This is a genomic window from Pseudomonas yangonensis (genome assembly GCF_009932725.1).
Lineage (GTDB): Bacteria > Pseudomonadota > Gammaproteobacteria > Pseudomonadales > Pseudomonadaceae > Aquipseudomonas > Aquipseudomonas yangonensis.
On record NZ_BLJU01000016.1, the window covers coordinates 24,116 to 49,504 of the forward strand.

At 62.8% G+C, this 25,389-nt stretch carries 19 protein-coding genes; 12 read left to right on the forward strand and 7 right to left on the reverse strand.

Annotated features, from left to right (window positions below; genetic code table 11):
* Window positions 1-83: 83 nt before the first annotated feature.
* From GYB81_RS16815 to GYB81_RS16830, 4 genes are all read right to left on the reverse strand, one after another.
* Window positions 84-1,337, reverse strand: a complete 1,254-nt coding sequence (locus tag GYB81_RS16815) for an HD-GYP domain-containing protein (RefSeq protein ID WP_161864645.1) — start codon at window positions 1,335-1,337, stop codon at window positions 84-86.
* 76 nt (window positions 1,338-1,413) lie between these two features.
* Window positions 1,414-1,611, reverse strand: coding sequence for a putative motility protein (locus GYB81_RS16820; RefSeq protein ID WP_161864646.1), 198 nt, complete (start codon window positions 1,609-1,611; stop codon window positions 1,414-1,416).
* 16 nt (window positions 1,612-1,627) lie between these two features.
* The gene (gene msrA, locus GYB81_RS16825; RefSeq protein WP_161864647.1) at window positions 1,628-2,281 is read right to left on the reverse strand and encodes a peptide-methionine (S)-S-oxide reductase MsrA; all 654 of its coding nucleotides are present in this window, start codon (window positions 2,279-2,281) and stop codon (window positions 1,628-1,630) included.
* A 51-nt stretch (window positions 2,282-2,332) separates the two neighbouring features.
* The gene (locus tag GYB81_RS16830; RefSeq protein ID WP_161864648.1) at window positions 2,333-5,038 is read right to left on the reverse strand and encodes a putative bifunctional diguanylate cyclase/phosphodiesterase; all 2,706 of its coding nucleotides are present in this window, start codon (window positions 5,036-5,038) and stop codon (window positions 2,333-2,335) included.
* Between the two features lie 164 nt (window positions 5,039-5,202).
* On the opposite strand from GYB81_RS16830, the gene GYB81_RS16835 reads away from it, so the two are divergent.
* Complete coding sequence (locus tag GYB81_RS16835; protein WP_161864649.1) at window positions 5,203-5,709, forward strand: hypothetical protein; 507 nt, start codon at window positions 5,203-5,205, stop codon at window positions 5,707-5,709.
* Window positions 5,710-5,724: 15 nt separating this feature from the next.
* Here the strand turns inward: GYB81_RS16835 and GYB81_RS16840 are convergent, their stop codons facing one another.
* The 3 genes from GYB81_RS16840 to aceE all read right to left on the reverse strand — a co-directional run bounded on the left by GYB81_RS16840 (window position 5,725) and on the right by aceE (window position 10,961).
* Window positions 5,725-6,165: a CopD family copper resistance protein gene (locus tag GYB81_RS16840; protein ID WP_161864650.1), complete on the reverse strand. Its 441-nt coding sequence runs from the start codon at window positions 6,163-6,165 to the stop codon at window positions 5,725-5,727.
* A 159-nt stretch (window positions 6,166-6,324) separates the two neighbouring features.
* On the reverse strand, window positions 6,325-8,304 hold the full coding sequence (gene aceF, locus GYB81_RS16845) for a dihydrolipoyllysine-residue acetyltransferase (protein WP_161864651.1): 1,980 nt from the start codon (window positions 8,302-8,304) through the stop codon (window positions 6,325-6,327).
* Between the two features lie 11 nt (window positions 8,305-8,315).
* Window positions 8,316-10,961, reverse strand: coding sequence for a pyruvate dehydrogenase (acetyl-transferring), homodimeric type (aceE, locus tag GYB81_RS16850; protein WP_161864652.1), 2,646 nt, complete (start codon window positions 10,959-10,961; stop codon window positions 8,316-8,318).
* 271 nt (window positions 10,962-11,232) lie between these two features.
* Between aceE and glnE the strand changes: the two genes are divergently transcribed.
* The 11 genes from glnE (at window position 11,233) to GYB81_RS16905 (ending at window position 25,206) form a co-directional block, all read left to right on the forward strand.
* Window positions 11,233-14,175, forward strand: coding sequence for a bifunctional [glutamate--ammonia ligase]-adenylyl-L-tyrosine phosphorylase/[glutamate--ammonia-ligase] adenylyltransferase (glnE, locus tag GYB81_RS16855; RefSeq protein WP_161897896.1), 2,943 nt, complete (start codon window positions 11,233-11,235; stop codon window positions 14,173-14,175).
* A gap of 63 nt (window positions 14,176-14,238) precedes the next feature.
* Window positions 14,239-15,162: a branched-chain amino acid transaminase gene (locus GYB81_RS16860; RefSeq protein WP_041976492.1), complete on the forward strand. Its 924-nt coding sequence runs from the start codon at window positions 14,239-14,241 to the stop codon at window positions 15,160-15,162.
* A 60-nt stretch (window positions 15,163-15,222) separates the two neighbouring features.
* Complete coding sequence (gene waaF, locus GYB81_RS16865; RefSeq protein WP_024306702.1) at window positions 15,223-16,266, forward strand: lipopolysaccharide heptosyltransferase II; 1,044 nt, start codon at window positions 15,223-15,225, stop codon at window positions 16,264-16,266.
* A 1-nt stretch (window position 16,267) separates the two neighbouring features.
* Entirely contained in the window at window positions 16,268-17,272 is a 1,005-nt protein-coding gene (rfaC, locus tag GYB81_RS16870; protein WP_161864655.1) for a lipopolysaccharide heptosyltransferase RfaC, read from the forward strand.
* A 9-nt stretch (window positions 17,273-17,281) separates the two neighbouring features.
* Window positions 17,282-18,403 carry a glycosyltransferase family 4 protein gene (locus tag GYB81_RS16875; RefSeq protein WP_161864656.1) on the forward strand — a complete coding sequence of 374 codons (1,122 nt, stop codon included), beginning with the start codon at window positions 17,282-17,284 and terminating at the stop codon, window positions 18,401-18,403.
* 130 nt (window positions 18,404-18,533) lie between these two features.
* Window positions 18,534-19,361: a lipopolysaccharide core heptose(I) kinase RfaP gene (gene rfaP, locus GYB81_RS16880; protein WP_161864657.1), complete on the forward strand. Its 828-nt coding sequence runs from the start codon at window positions 18,534-18,536 to the stop codon at window positions 19,359-19,361.
* Window positions 19,358-20,095, forward strand: coding sequence for a lipopolysaccharide kinase InaA family protein (locus tag GYB81_RS16885; protein ID WP_161864658.1), 738 nt, complete (start codon window positions 19,358-19,360; stop codon window positions 20,093-20,095). Before rfaP ends, GYB81_RS16885 begins: the two co-directional genes overlap by 4 nt.
* The gene (locus tag GYB81_RS16890; RefSeq protein ID WP_161897897.1) at window positions 20,092-20,841 is read left to right on the forward strand and encodes a lipopolysaccharide kinase InaA family protein; all 750 of its coding nucleotides are present in this window, start codon (window positions 20,092-20,094) and stop codon (window positions 20,839-20,841) included. Before GYB81_RS16885 ends, GYB81_RS16890 begins: the two co-directional genes overlap by 4 nt.
* Window positions 20,838-22,268, forward strand: a complete 1,431-nt coding sequence (locus tag GYB81_RS16895) for a lipopolysaccharide kinase InaA family protein (protein WP_161864660.1) — start codon at window positions 20,838-20,840, stop codon at window positions 22,266-22,268. Before GYB81_RS16890 ends, GYB81_RS16895 begins: the two co-directional genes overlap by 4 nt.
* Before the next feature lie 77 nt (window positions 22,269-22,345).
* Window positions 22,346-24,121, forward strand: a complete 1,776-nt coding sequence (locus GYB81_RS16900; protein WP_161864661.1) for a carbamoyltransferase family protein — start codon at window positions 22,346-22,348, stop codon at window positions 24,119-24,121.
* Between the two features lie 2 nt (window positions 24,122-24,123).
* Window positions 24,124-25,206 (forward strand): polysaccharide pyruvyl transferase family protein, encoded by a 1,083-nt coding sequence (locus tag GYB81_RS16905; RefSeq protein ID WP_161864662.1) that lies wholly within the window; start codon window positions 24,124-24,126, stop codon window positions 25,204-25,206.
* The last annotated feature ends 183 nt before the right edge of the window (window positions 25,207-25,389 follow it).

Genomic DNA, 25,389 nt, shown 5'->3' on the forward strand with positions numbered 1-25,389 from the left:
CTTGCCTGCAGCGCGTAGCCCGGATGCAATCCGGGAGCCGTGGCCCCCGATCCCCGGATTGCATCCAGGCTACTGCCCGTTATTCAACCGCGTTTCTGGTTGGGCTCGATGTGATAGCTCAGGTTGCGCCTCGGGCTGAGGTATTCCAGCACCTCCAGCGGTAGCTGCGAAGGACGCAGGCTGCGGGCGATGGCCAGCTTCGGCTCCTGGGCGAGATCGAGGATCAAGGCTTCCTCCTTGGCAATCTCGGCATCGAAGATAATCAGCGTCGGTTTGAGTGCCTGGCTCGGATTCATACCCAGCACCAGCGCATAGCGCTCATCCTCCAGCTGCACCAGGCTACCCGGCGGGTAGATGCCCATGACGCGGATGAAGGCCTTCAATGCCACTTCGTCGAAGTGCTCGCGCTGCTGCTTGAACATCAGCGCCAGGGCCTCGTGCGGGCTCAGCGCCTGGCGCGGGTCGAGCGGGTTGCACAGGCCGTCGAAGTGGTTGGTGATTGCCACCAGGCGGCTCAGGCGGCCGATAGCGGCTTCGCGCAGGCCACGCGGGTAGCCGCTGCCGTCACAGTGTTCGTGGTGCTCATGGATGATGCGCAGCACCTCGTCATCGAGCATCAGCTTCTGCCCCATGCGCACGCCGAACTCGGTGTGCATCTGCAGCAGCTGCTGCTCCGCGCGCGTCAGGGGCTCGGGCTTGAGCAGCACCTTGCTTGGCACTTCCAGCTTGCCGATATCGTGCAGCAGCGCGCCGAGGCCGAGGCTATGACAGGCCTCACTGTCGAGCCCGAGCTGGCGCCCGAGCAGCAGGGACAGCACGGTGACGTTGAGTGCGTGAAAGTAGCTGTCCTCGGCGGCCTTGCCGGTAATGCTGTGCAGCACCACACCCGGGGCGCCGAGCAGCGTCTCGACCATCTCGCCGACAATGGCGCCGGCCTGGCGCATCGCGTCTTCCGGGCGGCTGCGCAGGGTCTGGTTGAGGACCTTGATGCGCTGGCTGGCTTCGAGGAAGCGGCGGTCCACGTCGGCCAGGCGGCTGCGCAGCTGGCGCAGTTTCTGCGCGCGTTCCTGACGTTCCTGTGCTTGCGGATCGACGGGCCGTTCGATGGGGGCGGGCGCCGGTGCGTCTTCGGCGAGCTCCAGAGGCGGGCAATCGCTACGCGCCGGGTCATAACGCAGCTGCTTGAGGTTCAGGGCGCGCAGGGCGCGAATCTGCGCCTCATCCTTGATCTTGAAGTTGCTGAACGCGAAATCGTGCTCCCACCAGCTCAGGTCGAGTTGGACGTAGAGGCCGACGCATAGCTGATCAGGCGTGATGTAGGGCGCAGTGGCAGACATGCCGGGCTCGTCCAATGATGGCTGATTGCCCCGAATTCTAGTCCGGCCGAGTGCGTGATGGCAGCAGTTCTTCCGCTCAGGCCATCACATCGATGCTGTTGCCCAGGTGAGGCGGATTGCTGGGGGCGCTGACCGGCGCAGCGGCCTGCACCAGTCCGGTGATATTGGCAGCCTGCAGATCCAGCGTCTTGCGCAGCAGCAGAAGCGACATCTGCGCGGAAATTTGCGCCGATGCCTGACTCGATACCTGGCTGGAAATGCTGCTCAGCTCCACGACCCTTAACCCTTATTCAAGACTCTGGGGGTAGACATACGCCTGTTCCGCCCAGGCCGCAATAGCCATTGGGGTTCTTCGCCAGGTATTGCTGGTGATAGGTCTCGGCATAGTAAAAGGTCGGCGCCTCGAGGATTTCGGTGGTGATGCTGCCCAGGCCGGCCTTGTCCAGCTCGGCCTGGAAGCGTGCCTGACTGGCTTTGGCTGCGCTCAGTTGAGCCTCGTCCTGGCAGTAGATCGCCGAGCGGTACTGGGTGCCCTGGTCATTGCCCTGACGCATGCCCTGAGTCGGGTTGTGTGCCTCCCAGAATACTTTGAGCAACGCCTCGAAGCTGGTCTGCTTGGGATCGAACAGCACCAGCACCACCTCGGTATGCCCGGTCAGGCCGGAGCAGACCTCCTCGTAGGTGGGGTTGGGGGTAAAGCCGCCGGCGTAGCCGACCGCCGTGCTGAACACGCCCGGCTGCTGCCAGAAGCGCCGCTCGGCACCCCAGAAGCAGCCCAGGCCGAACACCGCCTGCTGCAGGCCAGCGGGGAAGGGCGGTTTTATCGGGTTGCCGTTGACATAATGGGTGTCGGCCACCGGCAGCGGCTCGGCACGACCGGGCAGAGCCTGCTCGGCAGTCGGGAGGGCGTTTTTGTTGACGAGAATCTGGGAGCGCAGAACCATGGCGGTCTCCTGAAAAGTCATTGGGGGTTGGACTATGCGCGGTGCCGCGTATTACGTCCGCTGGTCGGCCTGGGGCCTGCAGGGATAGCGGCGCAGGCTGTCGATCAGCTCGCGGCCGGAAATCGGTTTGTCGAACAGGTAGCCCTGGCCGACGTCGCAGCGCTGGCGACGCAGGAAGGCGAGTTGTGCGCCGGTTTCGATGCCTTCGGCGACCACCTTGAGCTTGAGGTTGTGCGCCATGGCAATCACCGCTGAGGTGATCTCCATATCGTCCTGGTTGTCCGGGATGTCCTTGATGAAGCTGCGATCGATCTTGATCACGTCGATGGGGAATTTCTTCAGGTAGCTGAGCGAGGAATAACCGGTGCCGAAGTCGTCCATGGCCAGGGTCAGGCCCAGGCTCTTGAGACGGCCGAGCTGGTGGCGTGTATCGTCGGTGGCCTCCAGCAGCAGGCTCTCGGTCAGCTCCAGCTCCAGCAGGCGCGGGTCGAGCTGCTCTTCGTGCAGGATGGCGGCGATGGAGCCGACCAGGTCCGGGTCGGAGAACTGCTTGGGCGACAGGTTGATCGCCACCTGCAGCTCACCCAGGCCGATGGCGGCGATCTGCTTGATCATGCGGCAGGCCTGGCGAACCACCCACTTGCCAATGGGGATGATCAGACCGGTTTCCTCGGCCACGCCGATGAACTGGTCAGGGCGGATCATGCCCTTCTCCGGATGCTGCCAGCGCAGCAGGGCTTCCATGCCCAGCAGTTGACCGCTCTTTAGGCACAGCTTGGGCTGATAGAAGACTTCCAGCTCGTTCTGGGTCAGGGCGCGGCGCAGGTTGTTCTCGACGAACAGCTTGTAGTTGGCTTCGGCGTTGAGCGCTTCGGTGAACAGTTGCACCTGATGCTTGCCGTTGGCCTTGGCCTTGTGCAGGGCGAGGCCGGCGTGCTTCATCAGGGTCTGCGGGTCGTCGCCGTGTTCCGGGGCGACGGCCAGGCCCACCGAGCCGGTGATGCTGATCAGCTGGTTGTCGACGAACAGCGGTTTGTCCAGGGTCTGCAGCACCTGATGGGCGACGCGCAGGCCGCTGTCCTGATCGCAGCCATCGAGCAGGATGGCGAATTCGTTACTGGCGAAGCGCGCCAGTGTGCCCTTGGCGCCGAGGCTGTTGCGCAAGCGCCGGGCCAGCGCCGAGAGCAGCTTGTCACCGGTCTGGTGGCCAAGACTGTCGTTGATGCGCTTGAAGTTGTCGATGTCCACCAGCAGCAGCCCCAGCGATTTCTGGGTATTGCGCGCAAAACGCTCTTCCAGGCTGCGGATGAAGGAAGGGCGGTTACCCAGGTTGGTCAGATTGTCGGTATAGGCCAGGCGCTCGATGCGTTGCTGCGCCAGCTTGGCCTCGGTGATGTCTTCGTAGATGCCGATGTAGTGGGTCAGCTCACCATCGTCGCCGTACACCTTGGAGATCGACAGATGGCCCCAGTAGGGCTCCTGGTTCTTGCGGCGGCTGCGAAACTCGCCCTGCCAGCTGCTGTGCTCGGCCAGGCTCGAGTCGGTATCGAACAGCAGATCGCTGAGGTTGGCCAGGGCCGGCAGTTCCGACAGACGGTGGCCACAGACCTCGTCGCTGCTGTACAGGGTGATGGCGGTGAAGCTGGGGTTGACGTACTCCACCCGGCCGTCGCGGTCGACCAGCAGGAAGGCGCTGGCGCTCTGCTCGACGGCGCGCTGGAACAGGTACAGCGCATGGGTAACCGAGCGCTTCTCCTGGTTGATCAGCACCTGAGCGAACTGATCGGCCAGCTCACCGGCGAAGGCGATCTCGTCGGCCTGCCAGATACGCTTGGGGCCGATGTGTTCAAGGCAGAGAATGCCCACCACTTCGCCTTCGATACGAATGCTGGCGTCGAGCATCGAGGTGATGCCCAGCGGCTCCAGGTAGCCGGGAGCCAGCTCGCGGGTGCGCAGATCGTGTTGCGCGTCGTGAGCGTCAATCGCACGGCCGCTGTGCAGGGCTTCGAGGTAGTGCGGAAAGTTGAGCGCATCGATCGAGGGTAACTGCTCGTGGCGGTCCAGATCGCGGCGGTACAGCGACACGGAGTCGAGGCTCTGGTTGCCCAGGCGCCAGATTCCTGCACGGGCTACACCATACACCTCGCAGGCCGCCTGCGTGATGAGTTCGGCCGCCTCCTGCTGCGGATCGCTGGAGCCATAGCGTTGGCGCGCCAGGCGCACGATCAACTGCTGTTGGGTATGCGAGCGGGCCAGGTGTTGCAGGTGATTGTCCTGGGTGCGCTGGTACTGTTGCAGCGAGTTACGCAGGTGCTGATTCTGCGTGTGCAGTTCCAGCCCGCCCGGGGGAAAGGCATCGAAGCTGTCATTGGCGATCAGCAGATAGCCACGTAACAGGTGGCGATTGCGCTGTTTGAAGGGTTCGCCGATCTCCAGCAGGTTCAGCGCCCCTTGCGGCGTGTGCAGGGTATAGCGCACCAGATAATGCGCGCCCTGGACCAGCTGCTGCTGAATGGCGTCGTGCAGCCGATAGCGCGCTTCCGGCTCCATCAGGCTGGCGTAGGGCGCATCCACCAGTGCGCAAAGATCGGCGGCACTGATGCCGAGTTTGCGCTCACAGGCCGGATCGAGAAATAGCAGCGCCCAGCTTGGCTCGTTCAAGCGCTCGAAACGCAACATGCCGAGCCGCGAGGGCACTGGCAACTGCGTCACAACCTCGGCTGCCGGACGGGTGCCGGCATCGGGATGGCTTTTCATTGGGCGTTGGGCTTCCAGTATGCTGACCAGGCGAGGCTTCCGTTCTCTGCACAGAGCCGCTGCTGCCAAGGCACAGCGGCGCGGACGGAGGCTAGGGCTCAGGCCTACTTCACTATAGCGTTCGGCAAGGGTGCATCATGCAAGCAAGACTGACAAGGAAACTGATGGCCATGCTGTTGGGAACAGCGCTTTCCGCTGGTGTGCCCATGCTGGCCGGGGCCGATGACGAGGGCGCACTGCAGGGCGCTGAACAGGCAGCTTTTCTGAACCAACTCAAACGCCTCTATCTGACGGACAACGAACGCCAGGCGCTGCTGACACACAACAACGCCCTGCTCGAAACCTACGCCCTGCGGGCCGCCTACCAGGTTGGCCAGGCGCAGCGGCAGGACCTGCTGTACCGCTTCGCTGTCAACGATACCGGCGAACTGATCCTGCGTGAGGAGAGTCGCGGCACGCAGGGCACCGCCATCTCCGTGCGCAATCAGCGTGTTCCGGTGTTCGGCATCGATCCGTTCATCCGCTACGAATGTCCGACCGGCGGTATCCGCTGCGTGCTGCTCAATCCGGTCGATGGCAGCGAGTTGCTGAGTATCGTGCGTGACCACCAGGGCGCGGCTGAACTGGCCAGGGCGTTGAGCTTTCTGATTCGCAACGTGCAAAAGGGCTGACCTTGCCTGCCGTCATCACTGCGGCAGCAGGAACATGGCCTTGGCCAGGAACAGGATCGTCAGCATCTGCAGCAATACGCTCAGGTGAATGCGTCGCGAGTATGTTGGTGTCATACGGCCGCTGCGCATCAAAAAAACCACCAGCAAAAAATGCCCGAGGATGCTCAAGGCCAGGGTTATCTTCAGGCTGAGCAGGATGCCGAAGCTGCTGGCCAAGGGTGCATGCAGCGCCGCGCGATAGTGCCAGGCCAGGCCCAGGCCGGCACCGTAGAGCACCAGTACCACCCAATGCATGACCTGCCGCGCCCGCTGTCCAAGTGCGCGCGAGAAGCCCGCCTTGGCCTCGTCCGGAAGCGCCCGTGTGGCGCGGCTGAGGATCATCACTTCGAAGAATACGCCGCCGATGAAGAAGGTGGCGGCAGCCAGGTGGGCGAACTTCAGAAACAGATAGAGCATGGGGAATGCGCCGGATCGATATCGATGACTCGATCATGGCGGCTGCAGCGGTAAATGCCATGACCGGGATCAAGTCAGCCGTGGCTTGGTCGGGGCGAAAAAAAACCCCACCCAGATTGGGCGGGGTTGAGGATGCGAGCGTGGCGTGCTCGAAAGGATTTACAGCAGGATGGTGCGAATGTCCGCCAACAGCTGCGACAGGCGCTGAGTGAAGCGGGCAGCGGCTGCGCCATTGATCACGCGGTGATCGTAGGACAGCGACAGCGGCAGCATCAGCTTGGGCTGGAAGGCCTTGCCGTCCCACACCGGCTGCATGGTGGCCTTGCTCACACCGAGGATCGCCACTTCCGGCGCGTTGACGATCGGCGTGAAGCCGGTACCGCCAATGTGGCCGAGGCTGGAGATGGTGAAGCAGGCGCCCTGCATGTCATCAGCCGAGAGCTTCTTCTTGCGCGCCTTGTCGGCCAGCTCGGCCGCTTCGCCCGCCAGTTGCAGCAGGCTCTTCTGATCGACGTTCTTGATTACCGGCACCAGCAGGCCGTCCGGCGTATCGACGGCAAAGCCGATGTGCACGTACTTCTTGCGGATGATCGCCTTGCCGCTCGGGGCCAGCGAACTGTTGAAGTCCGGCAGCTCCTTGAGCAGGTGGGCACAGGCCTTGAGCAGCAGCGGCAGCACGGTCAGCTTGACGCCGGCCTTTTCCGCCACGGCCTTCTGCGCGACGCGGAAGGCTTCCAGGTCGGTGATGTCGGCCGAGTCGAACTGGGTCACGTGCGGTACGTTGAGCCAGCTGCGGTGCAGGTTGGCGGCGCCGACCTGCATCAGGCGGGTCATCGCCACTTCTTCGATTTCACCGAACTTGCTGAAGTCCACGGCCGGGATCGGCGGAATGCCGGCGCCGCCGGTAGCGGCTGCAGCAGTCGCCTGCGGTGCGGCCTTGGCCTTTTGCATCATCGCCTTGACGTAAGCCTGCACGTCTTCCTTGAGGATGCGGCCTTTCGGGCCAGTGCCGGCGATATCCGCCAGCTCCACGCCGAAGTCACGGGCCAGCTGGCGCACGGCCGGGCCGGCATGCACCTTGGCGCCATCGCGCTTGGGCGCGTTGGCCACTTCGGCGGCGGCAGCCGACAGCGAGGCTATGGCGCGCACTTCGGCGGCCACTTCCGGCGCTGCACCTTCCGGTACGCGGTGCACTTCCTGGCTGGCCGCTACCGGAGCAGCAGCAGGCGCTGCGCCGGCTACCTTGAGCTTGAGGATCAGGTCGCCGGTACCGATTTCGTCATCCAGTTTGACCAGCACTTCTTCCACCACGCCGGCAGCCGGCGAGGGGATTTCCATGGAGGCCTTGTCGGATTCCAGGGTCAGCAGGCTCTGGTCGGCTTCGATGCTGTCGCCGGCCTTGACCATGATCTCGATGACCTTGCCCTTGGCACTGGAGCCGATGTCCGGCACGTGCACGTCCTGCACGCTGCTGCCGCTCGCTGCGGCGGCCGGTGCAGGGGCTGCGGCGGGTGCGGCAGCTTGTGCAGGTGCGGCAGCCGGAGCCTGCGCAGGGGCTGCCGGCGCGGCACCTTCGACTTTCAGCTTGAGGATCAGGTCGCCGGTGCCGATTTCGTCATCCAGCTTGACCAGCACTTCTTCCACCACGCCGGCAGCCGGCGCGGGGATTTCCATGGAGGCCTTGTCGGATTCCAGGGTCAGCAGGCTCTGGTCGGCTTCGATGCGGTCGCCGACCTTGACCATGATCTCGATGACCTTGCCCTTGGCGCTGGAGCCGATGTCCGGCACGTGCACGTCCTGCACGCTGCTGCCGCTCGCTGCGGCGGCGGGCGCGGCTGCCGGAGCGGCCGCTTTAGGGGCTTCGGCAGGCGCAGCCTCGGCTTTTGGTGCGGGCGCCGCTTCAGCGGCACCTTCGACTTCCAGCACCAGCAGCTCGTCGCCTTCCTTAAGGCGGTCGCCGATCTTGACCTTCAGTTCCTTGACCACGCCGGCCTTGGGCGAGGGTACTTCCATGGAGGCCTTGTCGGACTCCAGGGTCAGTACGCTCTGGTCGGCCTCGATGCGGTCGCCGACCTTGACCAGCAGTTCAATGACCTCGCCTTCACCGCCGAGGTCGGGTACGCGAATCAACTCACTCATCGCTACGCTCCTTAGCAGTCCAGGGGGTTGGCTTTGTCGGCGTCGATGCCGAACTTGGTGATGGCATCAGCCAGCACCTTGGCTTCGATCTCGCCACGGTCTACCAGGGCTTCCAGCGCGGCCAGCACGACCCAGTTGCGATCCACTTCGAAGAAGTGACGCAGCTGCTTGCGGCTGTCGCTGCGGCCGAAGCCGTCGGTGCCCAGCACCTTGTATTCCTTGCTCGGTACCCACTGACGAACCTGTTCGGCGAACAGCTTCATGTAGTCGGTGGAAGCGATGACCGGGCCCTTGCGACCGCCCAGGCACTGCTCGACGTAGGTCTGCTGCGGCTTCTGGCCCGGGTGCAGGCGGTTGCGGCGCTCCACGGCCAGGCCGTCGCGACGCAGTTCGTTGAAGCTGGTGACGCTCCAGACATCGGCAGCGATGTTGTAGTCGTCGCGCAGGATCTTCGCCGCTTCGCGAACTTCGCGCAGGATGGTGCCGGAACCCAGCAGCTGCACGTGGTGCGCGGCTTCCTTCTTGTCTTCCTCGAGCAGGTACATGCCCTTGATGATGCCGTCTTCCACGCCTTCCGGCATGGCCGGCTGCTGGTACGACTCGTTCATCACGGTGATGTAGTAGAAGATGTCCTGCTGCTCTTCGGCCATCTGGCGAATGCCTTCGCGGATGATCACGGCGAGCTCGTAGCCATAGGTCGGGTCGTAGGTGCGGCAGTTGGGGATGGTCGCTGCCAGCATGTGGCTGTGGCCGTCTTCGTGCTGCAGGCCTTCACCGTTGAGGGTGGTACGGCCGGCGGTACCGCCTACCAGGAAGCCACGGGTGCGGCTGTCGCCAGCGGCCCAGGCCAGGTCGCCGATGCGCTGGAAGCCGAACATCGAGTAGAAGATGTAGAACGGCAGCATCGGCTGGTTGTGGCAGGAGTACGAAGTACCCGCGGCGATGAAGGAGCTCATGGCGCCGGCTTCGTTGATGCCTTCCTCGAGGATCTGACCTTTCTTGTCCTCTTTGTAGAACATCACCTGGTCTTTATCGACCGGCTCGTACAGCTGGCCGACCGAGGAGTAGATGCCGAGCTGACGGAACATGCCTTCCATACCGAAGGTACGGGCTTCGTCCGGGATGATCGGGACGATACGCTGGCCGAGTTCCTTGTCCTTGACCAGCTGCGCGAGGATACGCACGAAGGCCATGGTGGTGGAGATTTCGCGGTCGCCCGAGCCGTCGAGGATGGCCTTGAGGGTATCCAGCGGTGGGGTGGGGATGCTGAAGCTCTTCTGCCGACGCTGCGGGACGAAGCCGCCCAGCGCGTTGCGGCGCTCGTGCAGGTACTTGTACTCGGGGCTGCCCGGCTCCGGGCGCACGAACGGCAGGTTTTCCAGGTCCTCGTCCTTGACCGGAATGTCGAAGCGGTCGCGGAACTGACGCAGGCTGTCGACGTCGACCTTCTTGGTGTTGTGCGCGGTGTTCTTCGCTTCACCGGCGCCGGTACCGTAGCCCTTGATGGTCTTGGCCAGGATCACGGTCGGCTGGCCGCTGTGGTTCACGGCCTGGTGGTAGGCCGCGTAGACCTTGTACGGGTCGTGGCCGCCACGGTTGAGCTTCCAGATCTCGTCGTCGGAGAGGTCCTTGACCATCTCCTTGAGTTCCGGGCTGTTGAAGAAGTTTTCGCGCACGTAGGCGCCGTCTTTGGCCTTGTAGTTCTGGTATTCACCGTCGACCACTTCGTCCATGCGACGCTGCAGGGCGCCGTCCTTGTCCTTGGCGAACAGCGGATCCCAGAAGCGACCCCAGACCACCTTGTTGACGTTCCACTGGGCACCGCGGAACACGCCTTCGAGTTCCTGGATGATCTTGCCGTTGCCGCGTACCGGGCCGTCGAGGCGCTGCAGGTTGCAGTTGATGACGAAGATCAGGTTGTCCAGCTTCTCGCGGCCGGCCAGGGAGATGGCGCCGAGGGATTCCGGCTCGTCGCACTCGCCGTCGCCCATGAAGCACCAGACCTTCTGCTTGCCGGCCGGGATGAAGCCGCGCGCTTCCAGGTACTTCATGAAACGGGCCTGGTAGATGGCCTGGATCGGGCCGAGGCCCATGGATACGGTGGGGAACTGCCAGAAGTCCGGCATCAGCCAGGGGTGCGGGTAGGACGACAGACCCTTGCCGTCAACTTCGCGGCGGAAGTTCTTCATCTGGTCTTCGCTGATGCGGCCTTCCATGAAGGCGCGGGCGTAGACGCCAGGGCTCGCATGGCCCTGATAGAACACCAGGTCGCCGCCATGTTCTTCGGTCGGGGCCTGGAAGAAGTAGTTGAAGCCGATGTCATACAGCGTCGCGGAGGAGGCGAAGCTGGAGATGTGGCCGCCCAGATCCGGGTCGTCCAGGTTGGTGCGCATCACCATGGCCAGCGCGTTCCAGCGCACCAGCGAGCGGATGCGGCGTTCCATGAACAGGTCGCCGGGCATGCGCGCTTCGTGGGTTACCGGGATGGTGTTGCGGTACGGCGTGGTGATGGCGTAGGGCAGTTGCGCACCGCTACGGGTGGCCAGCTCGCCCAGACGGGTCATCAGGTAATGGGCTCGGTCTTCACCCTCACGGTCGAGGACGGATTCAAGGGCGTCCAGCCATTCCTGGGTTTCGATCGGATCGAGGTCTTGCATGGCTTGCTCCAGGGCGGAAAGGCTTCCAGAATCGGAGGCCAGTTGGGTCTCGCCGGCTTTTTGAGCGGGCGAGTTGAAATTCTTGGATTTACCGGGGGTAGGGCCGGCTGCATGTAGTTTTACTACATTTCGACGCCGGATTCAGCCCTCTGGATACAATTCTTTCGTAGTAAAACTACAATCCGCGGCGCCGCCGGCCGCGTGTGCCTTGAGCCAGCGGGGTTCCGGGTGCCTGCACGGTGCGTCCGGCAGTCCGCGAAAAGGATAGACCATGAGCCTGCCGTTGCTGGTCGATTTGCCACCCTCCCTGATCTCACTCGCCGAGCGAGCCGAACAATCACTACAAGCAGTGCTGGTCGAGCATGAAGGCCTGGCCGAAAGCGTTGCCGTCTGGCCGCAGGCGCGGCTCACGACCTGGCGACAGGTGTCGGCCCTGAGCGACTTCGTAGCCGAGCAGGCCCGGCGTGATCCGCAGATGTTCGTCGCGCTGGCCGAATCAGGTGAGCTGGAGCGCAGCCTGGCGCCAGGCGAACTGCGTCAGCAGTTGGAGGCGCAGTTGGCCGAGTGTGCCGACGAAGAGGCGCTGGGTCGTTGTCTGCGGCGTTTCCGCAACCGGCAGCAGTTGCGCATCATCTGGCGCGACTTCAGCCGCCAGGCGGCGCTGGCCGAGACCTGTCGCGACCTTTCGGATCTGGCTGACGCCTGCATCGATCTGGCCTATCACTGGTTGTACCCGCGCCACTGTACGCAGTTCGGTACGCCGGTCGGGCGCCGCACTGGCCAGCCGCAGCATATGGTCATTCTCGGCATGGGCAAGCTCGGCGCGCATGAGCTCAATCTGTCTTCGGATATCGACCTGATCTTCGGCTATCCCGAGGGCGGCGAGACCGAGGGGGTCAAGCGTCCGCTGGACAACCAGGAGTTCTTCATCCGCCTTGGGCAGAAGCTGATCAAGGCGCTGGATGCGATCACCGTCGACGGTTTCGTCTTCCGCACCGACATGCGTCTGCGCCCCTATGGCTCCAGCGGTGCGCTGGTGTTCAGCTTCAATGCGCTGGAGCAGTATTACCAGGACCAGGGGCGCGACTGGGAACGCTACGCGATGATCAAGGCGCGCGTGGTGGGAGGTGATCAGAAGGCGGGTGCCGAGCTGCTGGAGATGCTGCGGCCCTTCGTCTATCGCCGCTATCTGGACTTCTCCGCTATCGAAGCGCTGCGCGCGATGAAGCTGCTGATTCAGCAGGAAGTGCGGCGCAAGGGCATGAGCGAGAACATCAAGCTCGGTGCCGGCGGCATCCGCGAGATCGAGTTCATCGCCCAGGCCTTTCAGCTTATCCACGGTGGGCGCGACCTCAGCCTGCAGCAGCGGCCGCTGCTCAAGGTGCTGGCGACCCTGGAGGGGCAGGGCTATCTGCCGCCGGCCGTGGTCGCCGAGATGAAGGAGGGTTACGAGTTTCTGCGCTATGCCGAGCATGCGCTGCAGGGCATCGGTGACCGGCAGACGCAGATGTTGCCGGCCGATGCGCAGGATCAGGCGCGCGTGGCAGCGATCATGGGCTTTGCCGACTGGGCAAGCTTTCACGAGCGCCTGATGCATTGGCGTGGCCGCATCGAATGGCATTTTCAGCAGGTAATTGCCGACCCCGATGAGGATGAAACACAGGCAGGCGAGGCCATAGTCGGCGCCGAATGGCTGCCTTTGTGGCAGGGCGCGCTGGATGACGAGGCGGCCGAGCAGCAGCTGCAGGAGGCCGGTTTTGCCGAGGCCGTGACGGCCAGTCGGCGCCTCGCCGATTTGCGCAATGGGCCGCAAGTGCGCGCCATGCAGCGCCTGGGGCGTGAGCGACTGGACGCCTTCATTCCGCGTCTGCTGGCGCAGACGGTAGAGCACGAGACACCGGATCTGGTGCTCGAGCGGGTGCTGCCGCTGGTGGAAAAGGTCGCGCGACGTTCGGCCTACCTGGTTCTTTTGAGCGAAAACCCGGGGGCGCTGGAGCGACTGATCACACTCTGCGCAGCCAGCCCCTGGATCGCCGAGCAGATCGCCCGCTACCCGCTGTTGCTCGATGAGTTGCTCAATGAGGGGCGCCTTTACTCGCCGCCGCTGGCGCCGGAATTGGCAGCCGAGCTGCGCGAGCGGCTGATCCGCATTCCCGAGGAGGATCTGGAGCAGCAGATGGAGGCGCTGCGTCATTTCAAGCTGGCCCACAGTCTGCGTGTGGCCGCCTCGGAGATTGCCGGCACGCTGCCCTTGATGAAGGTGTCGGACTACCTGACCTGGCTGGCCGAGGCGATTCTCGATCAGGTCCTGGCGCTGGCCTGGCAGCACACGGTGCAGCGCCATGGCCGCCCGCAGCGTGTCGATGGCACGCCGTGCGACCCGGATTTCATCATCGTCGGTTACGGCAAGGTCGGCGGCCTGGAATTCGGCCACGGCTCGGATCTGGATCTGGTGTTCATTCATGACGGCGATCCGCAGGCCGAGACCGATGGCGCCAAACCCATCGACGGCGCGCAGTTCTTCACTCGTCTGGGTCAGCGTATCATTCACCTGCTGACCACCCAGACCACCTCTGGCGCATTGTATGAAGTGGATATGCGCCTGCGACCTTCGGGCGCAGCCGGGCTTCTGGTCAGTTCATTGGGCGCCTTCCAGCGCTATCAGGAAAACGAGGCCTGGACCTGGGAACATCAGGCGCTGGTGCGTGCGCGGGTGCTGGTGGGCTGTTCGCGGCTGGCTGGCGAATTCGCCCGGGTGCGCGCCGAGGTGCTGGGGCGCCAGCGCGATATCGAGGCGCTGCGCGTCGAGGTCAGCGAGATGCGGGCGAAGATGCGCGACAACCTTGGCAACAAAAATACCGCGGCCGGAACGGCGCCGAACGCCTTCGAGGCCACGTCCTCCTTCGATCTGAAGCAGGACGCCGGTGGTATCGTCGATATCGAATTTATGGTGCAATACGCGGCTCTGGCCTGGTCGTGGCAACACCCGCAGCTACTCGAGTTCACCGATAACATCCGCATTCTGGAAGGTCTGGAGCGGGTCGGTCTGATGGGCGCCGAGGATGCCGCTTTGCTGCGTGAGGTCTACAAGAATTACCGCTCGGCCGCTCATCGCCAGGCGCTGCAGAAGCAGCCTGGCGTGGTGCCGGGTGATCAGTTTCAGGACGAGCGTCGTGCCGTGATGCGCTTGTGGCGTGAGCTGGGGCTGAGTTGAATGACGGGGCTGCGGCCCCACCGAATTGTTCGAACCGTGAAGCGAATTTGAGGAGCAGGCAAGATGTCGATGTCCGACCGTGATGGCGTGATCTGGTACGACGGCAAACTGGTGCCGTGGCGCGAAGCCAACACCCATGTGCTGACCCACACCCTGCACTACGGCATGGGCGTGTTCGAAGGTGTGCGTGCCTACAACACTCCGGACGGCACCGCGATCTTCCGCCTGCAGGCGCACACCGATCGCCTGTTCGACTCCGCGCACATCTTCAACATGCAGATTCCTTTCTCCAAGGAAGAGATCAACGAAGCCCAGCGCGCTGCTGTGCGCGAGAACGGCCTGGAAAGCGCCTACCTGCGTCCGATGGTGTTCTTCGGCAGCGAAGGCATGGGGCTGCGCGCCGCGGGTCTGAAGGTGCACGTAATCGTTGCCGCCTGGCACTGGGGCGCCTACATGGGCGAAGAGGCGCTGGAAGCCGGTATCAAGGTGCGCACCAGCTCCTACACCCGCCACCATGTCAACATCTCCATGACTCGCGCCAAGGCCAACGGCAACTACATCAACTCGATGCTGGCGCTGCAGGAAGCCATCTCCGGTGGCGCCGACGAGGCCATGCTGCTGGACCCGGAAGGCTATGTGGCCGAGGGTTCGGGCGAGAACATCTTCCTGGTCAAGGACGGTGTGGTGTACACCCCGGAAGTGACCTCCTGCCTCAACGGCATCACCCGTAGCACCATCCTGACCCTGGCCGCAGAGCACGGCATCAAGGTGGTCGAGAAGCGCATCACCCGTGACGAGGTGTATATCGCCGACGAGGCCTTCTTCACCGGCACCGCCGCTGAAGTCACGCCGATCCGCGAAGTCGATGGCCGCAAGATCGGCGCTGGCCGCCGTGGCCCGGTGACCGAGAAGCTGCAGAAGGCCTACTTCGATCTGGTCACCGGCAAGACCAGCGGCCACGCCGAATGGCGTACGCTGGTTAAATAAGCGCTTGCTCGAAGGCTCGACGGGGAGGCGAAAGCCTCCCCGGTCGTTTCTGGAAAGACTATGAAGATACTTATCGTTGGGCCAAGCTGGGTAGGCGACATGGTGATGGCGCAGACGCTGTTCCAGTGCCTGAAGCAGCGCCACCCTGCGTGCGAGATCGACGTACTGGCGCCGGACTGGAGCCGGCCGATCCTCGAGCGCATGCCCGAAGTGCGCGCCGCGCTCAGCCTGCCGCTCGGCCATGGCGTCCTCGATCTGGCCACGCGCCGGCGCATCGGCAAGTCGCTGGCCGGTCAGTACGATCAGGCCATCCTGCTGCCCAATTCGCTCAAATCCGCCCTGGTGCCCTGGTTTGCCGGCATTCCCAAGCGCACCGGCTGGAAGGGCGAGATGCGCTATGGCCTGCTCAACGATATCCGCACGCTGGACAAAGAACGCTACCCGCTGATGATCGAGCGTTTCATGGCGCTGGCCTATGAGCCCGGTGCTCTGTTGCCGCAGCCCTATCCGCAGCCGCGTTTGCAGATCGATGAATCGAGCCGTGACGCCGCTCTGAGCAAATTTGGCCTGCAGCTGGACCGTCCGGTGCTGGCGCTATGCCCCGGCGCCGAGTTCGGCGAGGCCAAGCGCTGGCCTGCCGAGCACTACGCCAAGGTCGCCGAAGTGAAGATCCGTGAGGGCTGGCAGGTCTGGTTGTTCGGCTCGAAGAACGACCATGCCGGTGGTGAGGACATCCGCTTGCGCCTGATTCCGGGCCTGCGCGAGGAGGTCAGCAACCTGTCCGGGCAGACCAGTCTGGCCGAGGCCATCGACCTGATGTCGGCGGCCACTGCCGTGGTGTCCAATGACTCGGGGCTGATGCACGTGGCGGCGGCACTAAATCGTCCGCTGGTAGCAGTTTATGGCTCCACTTCGCCGGGTTTCACCCCGCCGTTGGCCGATCAGGTCGAGATCGTTCGCCTGGGTCTGGAGTGCAGCCCCTGCTTCGAGCGCACCTGCCGCTTCGGTCACTACAACTGCCTGCGCGAGCTCAAGCCAAGGCCGGTGATCGAGGCGCTGGATCGACTGGTCGGTGAGCCTCTGACCCTGGTCGAGGGTGACTGATTTGCGGGTGCTGATCATCAAGACCTCGTCGCTTGGTGACGTGGTGCATACCCTGCCGGCATTGACCGACGCAGCCCGCGCCATTCCCGGCATCCGTTTCGACTGGGTGGTGGAAGAAGGTTTCGCCGAGATTCCCGCCTGGCATCCGGCGGTGTCCCAGGTGATTCCGGTGGCCATCCGCCGCTGGCGCAAGCACCCGCTGCGCACCTGGCGCAGTGGCGAATGGGTGCGTTTCAAGCAGCGTCTGCGCGAAACCCGCTACGACCTGGTTATCGACGCCCAGGGCCTGCTCAAGAGCGCCTGGCTGACGCGTTACGTGTCGGCGCCGGTGGCCGGTCTGGATCGTGATTCGGCGCGTGAGCCACTGGCCAGTCGCTTCTATGATCGCCGCTATGCGGTGGCCAAGGATCAGCACGCGCTGGAGCGCGTGCGCCAGTTGTTCGCCAAAGCTCTGGGTTATTCGCTGCCGTCCGGTAGCGGTGACTACGGCCTTAACCGTGCGGCGATGATGGACGCTACCGCGCAGCCTTACCTGGTGTTCCTGCATGGCACCACCTGGGCCAGCAAGCACTGGCCGGAAGCCGACTGGCGTGCGCTGGCCGAGCGTATGGACGAACTGGGCTGGGCCGTACGCCTGCCCTGGGGCAACGAGCAGGAGAAGGCGCGTGCCGAGCGCATCGCTGCCGGCCTGACGCACGCCGCGGTGCTGCCGAAGCTGAACCTGGCCGGCGTAGCCAAGGTGATCGCCGGCGCCAGCGCCTGCGTCTCGGTCGACACCGGGCTCGGCCACTTGGCCGCGGCGCTGGATGTACCGAACATTTCCCTCTACGGCCCGACCCTGCCCGGCAAGGTGGGCGCCTACGGTCGTAGCCAGATTCACCTGTGTGCCAGCGGCCCGGGCGCCGGCAGCGGTGACCGTGACAAGCCCTGCTTCGATGGCCTCGGCGCCGAACGTGTCGGCCTGGAACTGGAGGCGCTGCTGCTGGCGCCTCCCGGCACCCTTTAAGGAGCGGCTATGCAACTGGCCTTCGTTCTCTACAAGTACTTCCCGTTCGGCGGGCTGCAGCGCGATTTCATGCGTATCGCCCTGGAATGCCAGGCGCGCGGTCATGCCATTCGCGTCTACACGCCGATCTGGGAAGGGGAAAATCCCGGCGGCTTCGACGTGCGCGTGGCGCCAGTACGGGCGCTGTTCAACCATCGTCGCAACGAGAAATTCACGGCTTGGCTGCAAGCTGACCTGAAACGCGATCCGGTCGACCGGGTGATCGGCTTCAACAAGATGCCGGGCCTTGACGTGTACTACGCCGCCGACGGCTGTTTCGAGGACAAGGCGCAGACCCTGCGCAACCCGATCTATCGCCGCTGGGGCCGCTACAAGCACTTCGCCGACTACGAGCGCGCGGTGTTCGCGCCCGAATCGAAGACCGAGATCCTGATGATCTCCGAGGTGCAGCAGCCGCTGTTCATCAAACACTACAAGACGCCGCTGCAGCGTTTCCACCTGCTCCCGCCGGGCATCGCTCAGGACCGCCGCGCGCCGGCCAATGCGGCCGAGATTCGCGCCGAGTTCCGTCGTGAATTCAAGCTGAGCGACGAGGACCTGCTGCTGGTGCAGATCGGTTCCGGCTTCAAGACCAAGGGCCTGGATCGCAGCCTCAAGGCATTGGCGTCCTTGCCGCGTGAATTGCGCAAGCGTACTCGGCTGATCGCCATCGGCCAGGACGATCCCAAACCCTTCCTGCTGCAGGTCAAGGCGTTGGGGCTGTCCGATCAGGTGCAAATCCTTAAGGGGCGCAGCGACATTCCGCGCTTTCTGCTCGGCGCCGATCTGCTGATCCATCCGGCCTACAACGAGAATACCGGCACGGTGCTGCTGGAAGCGCTGGTGTCCGGCCTGCCGGTACTAGTCACCGATGTCTGCGGCTACGCCCACTACATCGCCGATGCCGACTGCGGGCGCGTTTTGCCCAGCCCGTTCGAGCAGGAGCAGCTCAACCGCACCCTGGCCGATATGCTCGCCGATCCCGAGCGCCGTGCATTCTGGGGGCGCAACGGCCTGGCCTACGCCGACAGCGCCGACCTGTATTCGATGCCGAAGAAGGCTGCCGATGTGATTCTGGCGGCGCATCCGTGAGCATGCCGGCGGCTGGAGGTATCGACCAATCGGGCGCGCTCTCCTCGCTATGGGGCGATTTTGGTCGTTGCGACCGATTTGCTTCGTCCGCCTTATCCACCCCGAGGGCGCAGCTCCCACAAGGAGGCTTATGCAGTTGATTCTTGCTGAACCATTCAAGTCCTTATGGGCCGGCAAGGATGCCTTTGAAGAAGTCGAGAGCCTGCAGGGGCAGGTCTACCGTGAGCTCGAGGCGCGCCGAACGCTGCGTACCGAGGTGGACGGCAAAGGCTACTTCGTCAAGATTCATCGCGGGATTGGCTGGGGAGAAATTCTCAAGAATCTCGTTACAGCCCGCCTGCCGGTGCTGGGCGCCGGCCAGGAATGGAAGGCCATCCAGCGTCTGAACGACGCCGGCGTGTCGACCATGACTGCAGTCGCCTACGGCGAGCGTGGCAGCAATCCGGCACAGCAGCATTCCTTCATCATTACCGAAGAGCTGGCGCCTACTGTCGATCTGGAGCAGCTGACGCTGAACTGGCACGATCAGCCGCCGGCACCCGTATTGAAATGGGCACTTATCCGGCGCGTCGCGCAGATGACCGGACGCATGCATGCTGCCGGTGTTAACCACCGGGACTGTTACATCTGTCATTTTCTGTTGCACACCGACAAGCCCTTCAACGCCGATGATTTCCGACTGTCGGTGATCGATCTGCATCGGGCTCAAGTGCGTGATTCGGTGCCGCAACGTTGGCGCAACAAGGACCTGGCCGGGTTGTATTTCTCGGCGTTGGGTATCGGTTTGACCCAGCGTGATTTGCTGCGTTTTCTCAAGACATATTTCTGCACTATCGACAAGCGCCCGTTGCGCCAGATACTGCAGGACGAGGCCGCGTTGTTGCGCTGGTTGCAGCGCAAGGCCGACCGGCTGCGTTCGCGATATGTGCGCAAGTACGAAAAGGAGGGCGCCGCATGAGTCAGTGGCGTGTCACCGCCTTGACCACGCCCGAGGCGGCCAGGGCGTTCGCTTCGCTGGATGCGGTTTTCGCGTTGCAAGGCGAGGCCATCACCCACGACCCGCTATCGGACGTCATCCGCGTCGAGTTCGGTGGGTTGCGCTATTACGTCAAGCGCTATCATGGTGCCGGCAAGGGGATTAGACGCTTCCTTGGCCGACCAAGGGTCAAAGCCGAATGGCAGAACCTCAAGCACTTCGCCGCCTGGGGTATTCCCACTGCGCCCATTGCCGCTTATGGCCTGGAACGCAAGGGTACGGCTTTTCATCGTGGCGCGCTGATTACTCAGGAACTGGTCGGCACGACCGACATGTGGCGGCTCGCTTCCAAGAAAGATGCGCGGTTGCGTGATCGGGCCTGGGTTGAAGATGTCAGCTGTCAGCTGGCTCGCTCCACGCGCATCCTGCATGATCATCATTTCGCCCATAACGACCTGAAATGGCGCAACTTGCTGATCGACGAGCATCGGCGCCTGTATTTCATCGACTGCCCGACTGGGGCGTTTTGGTGGGGGCCGTTTTTGCGCCGCCGCATCGTCAAGGACCTTGCCTGCCTCGACAAGGTGGCCAAATATCACCTGTCCCGCACTCAGCGTCTGCGCTTCTACCTGCAATATCGAGGTCGTGATCGCCTCAATGACAGCGACAAACAACGTATCAGCCAGATCGTGCGGTATTTCGAGGGAAGGGAATGAAGGACTTTATCGGCGCCGATGATCAGGCGCTGCTCGAACGTCATGGCCTGGCCAGTTTCGAGGCGCTCTGGTCGCTGGAACTGCATGCGGTCGATGAGCCCAACAAGGCGCCGCGGGGCGGCTGGAGCAGTGTTTATCGGCTCGATCTGGACGGCCGGGTTTACTACCTCAAGCGCCAGAGCAATTATCTGACGCGAAGCTTGGCGCGACCACTGGGCGAGCCAACGCTGGCGCGAGAGTTTCGTAACATTCGCCGTTACCAGCGGTTGGGTATTCCAGCCATGAGCGCCGCGTTTTATGCCGAGCGGCATATCGCTGGCGAGCGCAGGGCTGTGCTGCTGACCCATGCATTGGAGGGCTGGCAGGATCTCGACAGCTGGCTGCCAGGTTGGCGTCAGCTCGCGGACGAGCAGCGGCAAGCGATCGTCAGCGCCTGCGGCGCCCTGGCCCGGCGAGTACACGAAAAGGGGCAGCTGCATGGCTGTTTCTATCCCAAGCACATCTTTCTGCAGTCGCGGGAAGACGGCTTCGCGGCTCAACTGATCGATCTGGAGGAGACCCGGCCGCTGGTTCTTGGCGAGCGAGACAGGGTCAAGGATCTAGAGCCGCTGCTGCGTCGCACCAATTCCTGGAATGAGGCGGACCACGTAGGCTTCCTGACGGCCTATCTGGGCAGTGGAAAGGACGTGGATCACTGGTTGCAGCGTCTCACGGCGCGCTTGAAAGACAAGGCTCAACGCCCATGAAGCTGGCCCTCCTGAACGAGGCGGGACGAAGTCCCGCACTGCCTTTGCTGATCGACCTGCCAAGCGGTACCGCGCTCGAGCTGTGCAGTCTGCTGCGCGTGTTGCCCGGGCAGCGCTACGTGGGCCGTGCACAGTGGCAAGGGCGCAGTGTGCTCGCCAAGATACTGGTTGGCAGCAAGGCTGAACGGCATTTCGAGCGGGAGTTGCAGGGCGCGCATTTGCTGGCTGAGCAGGGGTTATGCACGCCGTTGCTGCTCGATCATGGCGTTGTTGCTGGCGAGGGTGGCTGGCTGCTGTTCGAGTTTCTGGATGTCGCCAGCAGCCTGGCGGATGAATGGCAGAGGGTCGTCGACGGGGCCTGGTTGAGCGATGCGCAGCAGCAGGTACTTGGCGAGGCTCTTGGTGTCATCGGCCAACTACATCGTCGCGGGCTTTGGCAGGAAGACCTGCACCTGGACAACCTGCTACGCCATGAGGGCCGCCTATACCTGATCGATGGTGGTGGCATACGTTCCGAGACGCCCGGACGGCCGCTTTCCCGTGATCGGGTGCTGGAGAACCTAGGGTTATTCTTCGCGCTGTTTCCCCGTGCTATCGATCACTTCATCGAAGAACTTCTGGTGCATTATCTGCTGGCAAATGGCGAGCATGCGCTGCCGTTGGAGGCGTTGCTCAGGGCGGTGGCCAAGGCGCGAGGACTGCGCATGCATTCGTTCATGGCCAAGATTCGCCGCGAGTGCACGGCCTTCCGCGTCTGGCGCGGGCCGTCGCGCCTGCAGGTAGTGAGGCGTGACGAGGACGCGGCGCTGGCGCCTGTCCTGGCCGACCCCGATGCTGCGATTGCTACCGGTGAACCGCTCAAGCTGGGCGGTTCTTCCACGGTGGCGCGTATCCGGCAGGGCGGTCGGCATCTGGTCATCAAGCGCTACAACATCAAAGGCTTCGGGCATTGGTTGCGGCGCTTCTGGCGTCCAAGCCGTGCCTGGCACAGCTGGTGCGAAGGCAATCGTCTGGATTTTCTCGGCATCGCGACGCCCAAGCCTCTGGCCGTGCTGGAACGGCGCACGTTTTGGCTACGCCGCCAGGCTTATCTGATTACCGAACATACGCCCGGTATGGATATAATTGCTCGTTTCGCCCCCTGCGGAGCAGACGAACTGCCTCCTGAGGCGGACCTGCTGGCGCTGGAGGCTCTGTTCGCAGCCCTTTTGCGTGAGCGCATCAGTCATGGCGACTGCAAGGGCAACAATATCCTTTGGCAAGACGGCCGCTGGGCGCTGATCGATCTTGATGCCATGCAGTACCATGGCCAAGCCAGCAGCTTCAAGGCGGCCTATGCGCGTGATCGGGCGCGGCTGCTGCGCAACTGGCCGGCGGACAGCGCCCTGTACCGTGAGCTGGACCGGCGTTTGCCTACTATCACCTGAGCCTTTCACGCGAAGGCTCATCGAAATCAAACAGTATCGGTTGTCGAGTCAGGCAGCCGCGTTAAGAGGCTTTATCCGTGGCATTGACGATTCTTGGCCTGTCCGGCGCCCTTAGTCATGACCCTTCCGCTGCGTTGTACATCGACGGGAAGTTGATTGCAGCGGCTGAAGAAGAGCGTTTCGTGCGAGACAAGCACGCGAAGAATCGGATGCCCTACGAGTCGGCCAAGTTCTGCCTGGAGCAGGCCGGTATCAAGCCGTCGGATGTCGATGTAGTGGCAATTCCCTTCGCGCCCATCAGTCTGTTCGGCAAGGCGCGCTGGCACTACGCCAAGCGTTACTGGTACGCACCGGATCGTGCCCTCGACGCCATCCTCATGGGCAATCGCCGCTACAAGCGTTATCGCAAGAAGATCGTCTGGTGCCTGGAGCAACTGGGTTTCGACGCCAAGAAAATCAAGATCGAGCCGGTCGAGCACCACCTGGCCCACGCCTCGAGCGCCTACCACTGCTCGGGCTTCCAGGAAAAGACCGCGATCCTCGGTATCGACGGCAAGGGCGAGTACGCCACTACCTTCTTCGGCTACGGCGAGAACGGCAAGATTCACAAGATCAAGGAGTTCTACGACCCGGACTCGCTCGGTGGCCTGTATGGTGCGATCACCGAGTACCTGGGCTTCGAGATGCTCGACGGTGAATTCAAGGTCATGGGCATGGCGCCTTATGGTGACGCCGCCAAGTACGATTTCTCGCGTCTGGCCAAGTTCGAGAACGGCGAACTGATCATCAACACTGACTACGCCAACGTCATTGGTTTCCGTCGCTACAAGGAAAACGGCAAGGGCTATTACTTCTCTCCCAAGCTAATCGAGTGGCTTGGCCCCAAGCGTGAAGGCGACATCGCCGACGATCCGTACATCCATTACGCTGCCAGCATGCAGGCGTTGTTCGAGAAGCTGGCGCTGGAGATGATGGATTACTATCTGGGCGACATCATTCGCGAAACCGGCAAGATCGCCTTCGCCGGCGGCTGTGCGCTGAACGTCAAGCTCAATCAGAAGATCATTGCCCGTCCGGAGGTCAAGGAGCTGTTCGTGCAACCGGCTTCCGGAGACGCCGGTACCTCGGTCGGCGCCGCTGCATACGTGTCTCACAAACGTGGCGTGCCGGTGGAAAAGATGGAACACGTCTACCTCGGCCCGGCTTACTCCAATGAGGACGTCATTGCCGCCTGCGCCCGCCATCCGAACGCGCCGAAGTGGCAGAAGATCGATGACATGCCGCAACGCATCGCCAGGATCATGGTAGACGGCAACCCAGTGGCCTGGTTCCAGGGACGTATGGAGTTTGGCCCGCGCGCCCTGGGCGGTCGTTCGATCATCGGTTGCCCGAGCATTCCTGGTGTGGCCGACCGTATCAACGAGCAAATCAAGTTTCGCGAGCGCTGGAGGCCCTTCTGCCCGTCGATGCTCGACACCGTGGCGCCGCAGATGCTCAAGGTCGACCATCCGAGCCCTTTCATGACATTCACCTTCGAAGTCAACGACGAGTGGAAGGAGCGCGTCAGCGAAGTCGTTCACGAAGACGGTACTTCCCGCGCCCAAGTGCTCAAGCGCGAATACAATCCGCGCTGGTATGACCTGATGCTGGAGTTGGAAAAACTCACTGGCAATGGCGTGTCCCTGAATACCTCGTTGAATCGCCGTGGCGAACCAATGATCTGTTCACCCACCGACGCGCTGAACATGTTCTACGGCTCGGATCTGCAGTACCTGATCATGGAAGACATTCTGGTGGTCAAGGAAGATGCTGCTGTTTCGGCTATCGCTGCAAACAGCGGTGTGGAGCAATAGCGTTGGCTGACAGCCAGGCGAGGCTGAAAGCGCTGCTGTTCAACGATACCTCTTCGGAGGGGCACCACGGCTGCCATTTGGTGATGCAGCAGGTCTACATGCTGGCTGAGCAGGCTGGCATGGAGATTCTGCGCGCCTGCCCGATGCACCATGACTGGCAGACTGACGAGCAGCTACAAGACGACATCCGTGCTGCGGATATCTGCTTGGTCAACGGCGAGGGCACCATGCACGATGATGCGCCGCTGGCTCTGCGTTATGGTGCGCTGGCGCGGTATTGCCAGGAACACGGCGTCCCCTGTTTTCTGATCAATTCGGTTTGGCAGAACAACGTTAAGCTCAACGCTGATGCCTCTTGTTTTACCCGCATTTTCGTTCGTGATGTTCTGAGTCAGGCTGCGCTGAACGAGATTGGCGTGTCGGCCGAGGTGGTTCCAGACCTGACCCTCTCCTATGAATGCAAGGCCGGTGCACCTGCTCGCCGTGGCCTGGTGATCAATGGAAGCGTTATCACGGAGCGCTTGCGTGAAGCCTGGCGCATCAGCTGTGCCAATCCCCAGCTGCGTTATGTCAGCATTCGAACGGTCGCTCCGCTACAGCTGGGTAAAGGCTTCGATATGTACCTGCGCAAGAACTTGCGCAAGCGGTTCAAAGCCTACCGCCGTATTGTTGCCAGTTACCTTCACCATTACCCCGCCGATTTGCCAAATTCGCGGATCGACAAGTTGCGCTGGCGTTACGCCGTGCTTTCTCCCGCGCGCTTCCTGAAGCTGCTGCTGCGCTCAGAAGGTGTAATCACGGGCCGTTTTCACCTTGTCACCCTGTGTCTGGTCACCGGCACTCCGTTCTACGCAATCCCGTCCAACACCCACAAGATCGAAGCGCTGCTGGCGCAAGTCGGATTAAGTGGTCGTCTCCGCTCGTCCTACGAAGATGCCGTGGTCGATGCTCGTACCATCGCTTTCACTGAGAAGGAGCTAGGGGACGTCGAGCATTTTCTGCAAGACGCGCGCATTCAAGCGCAGGAAATGTTTGCAACTATGGCGGCGCTAGCCAGACGTCGCCGAGAGACCCTCTGCATGTGATGATCATGCATGTTGATGAGGATGACTCATCAGTCAAGGTTTCTTCGCTACCGCTCATCTAAAAGACTGAACCAACCTGAAGATGTTTACCTCCGACTAATCGAGTCGAGGCTTTCAATCGCCTGGATTACAGCGATAAGGCGCTTTTCCAGCGGTAGTCGTCGCGACTTTCCTAAGTGCGTC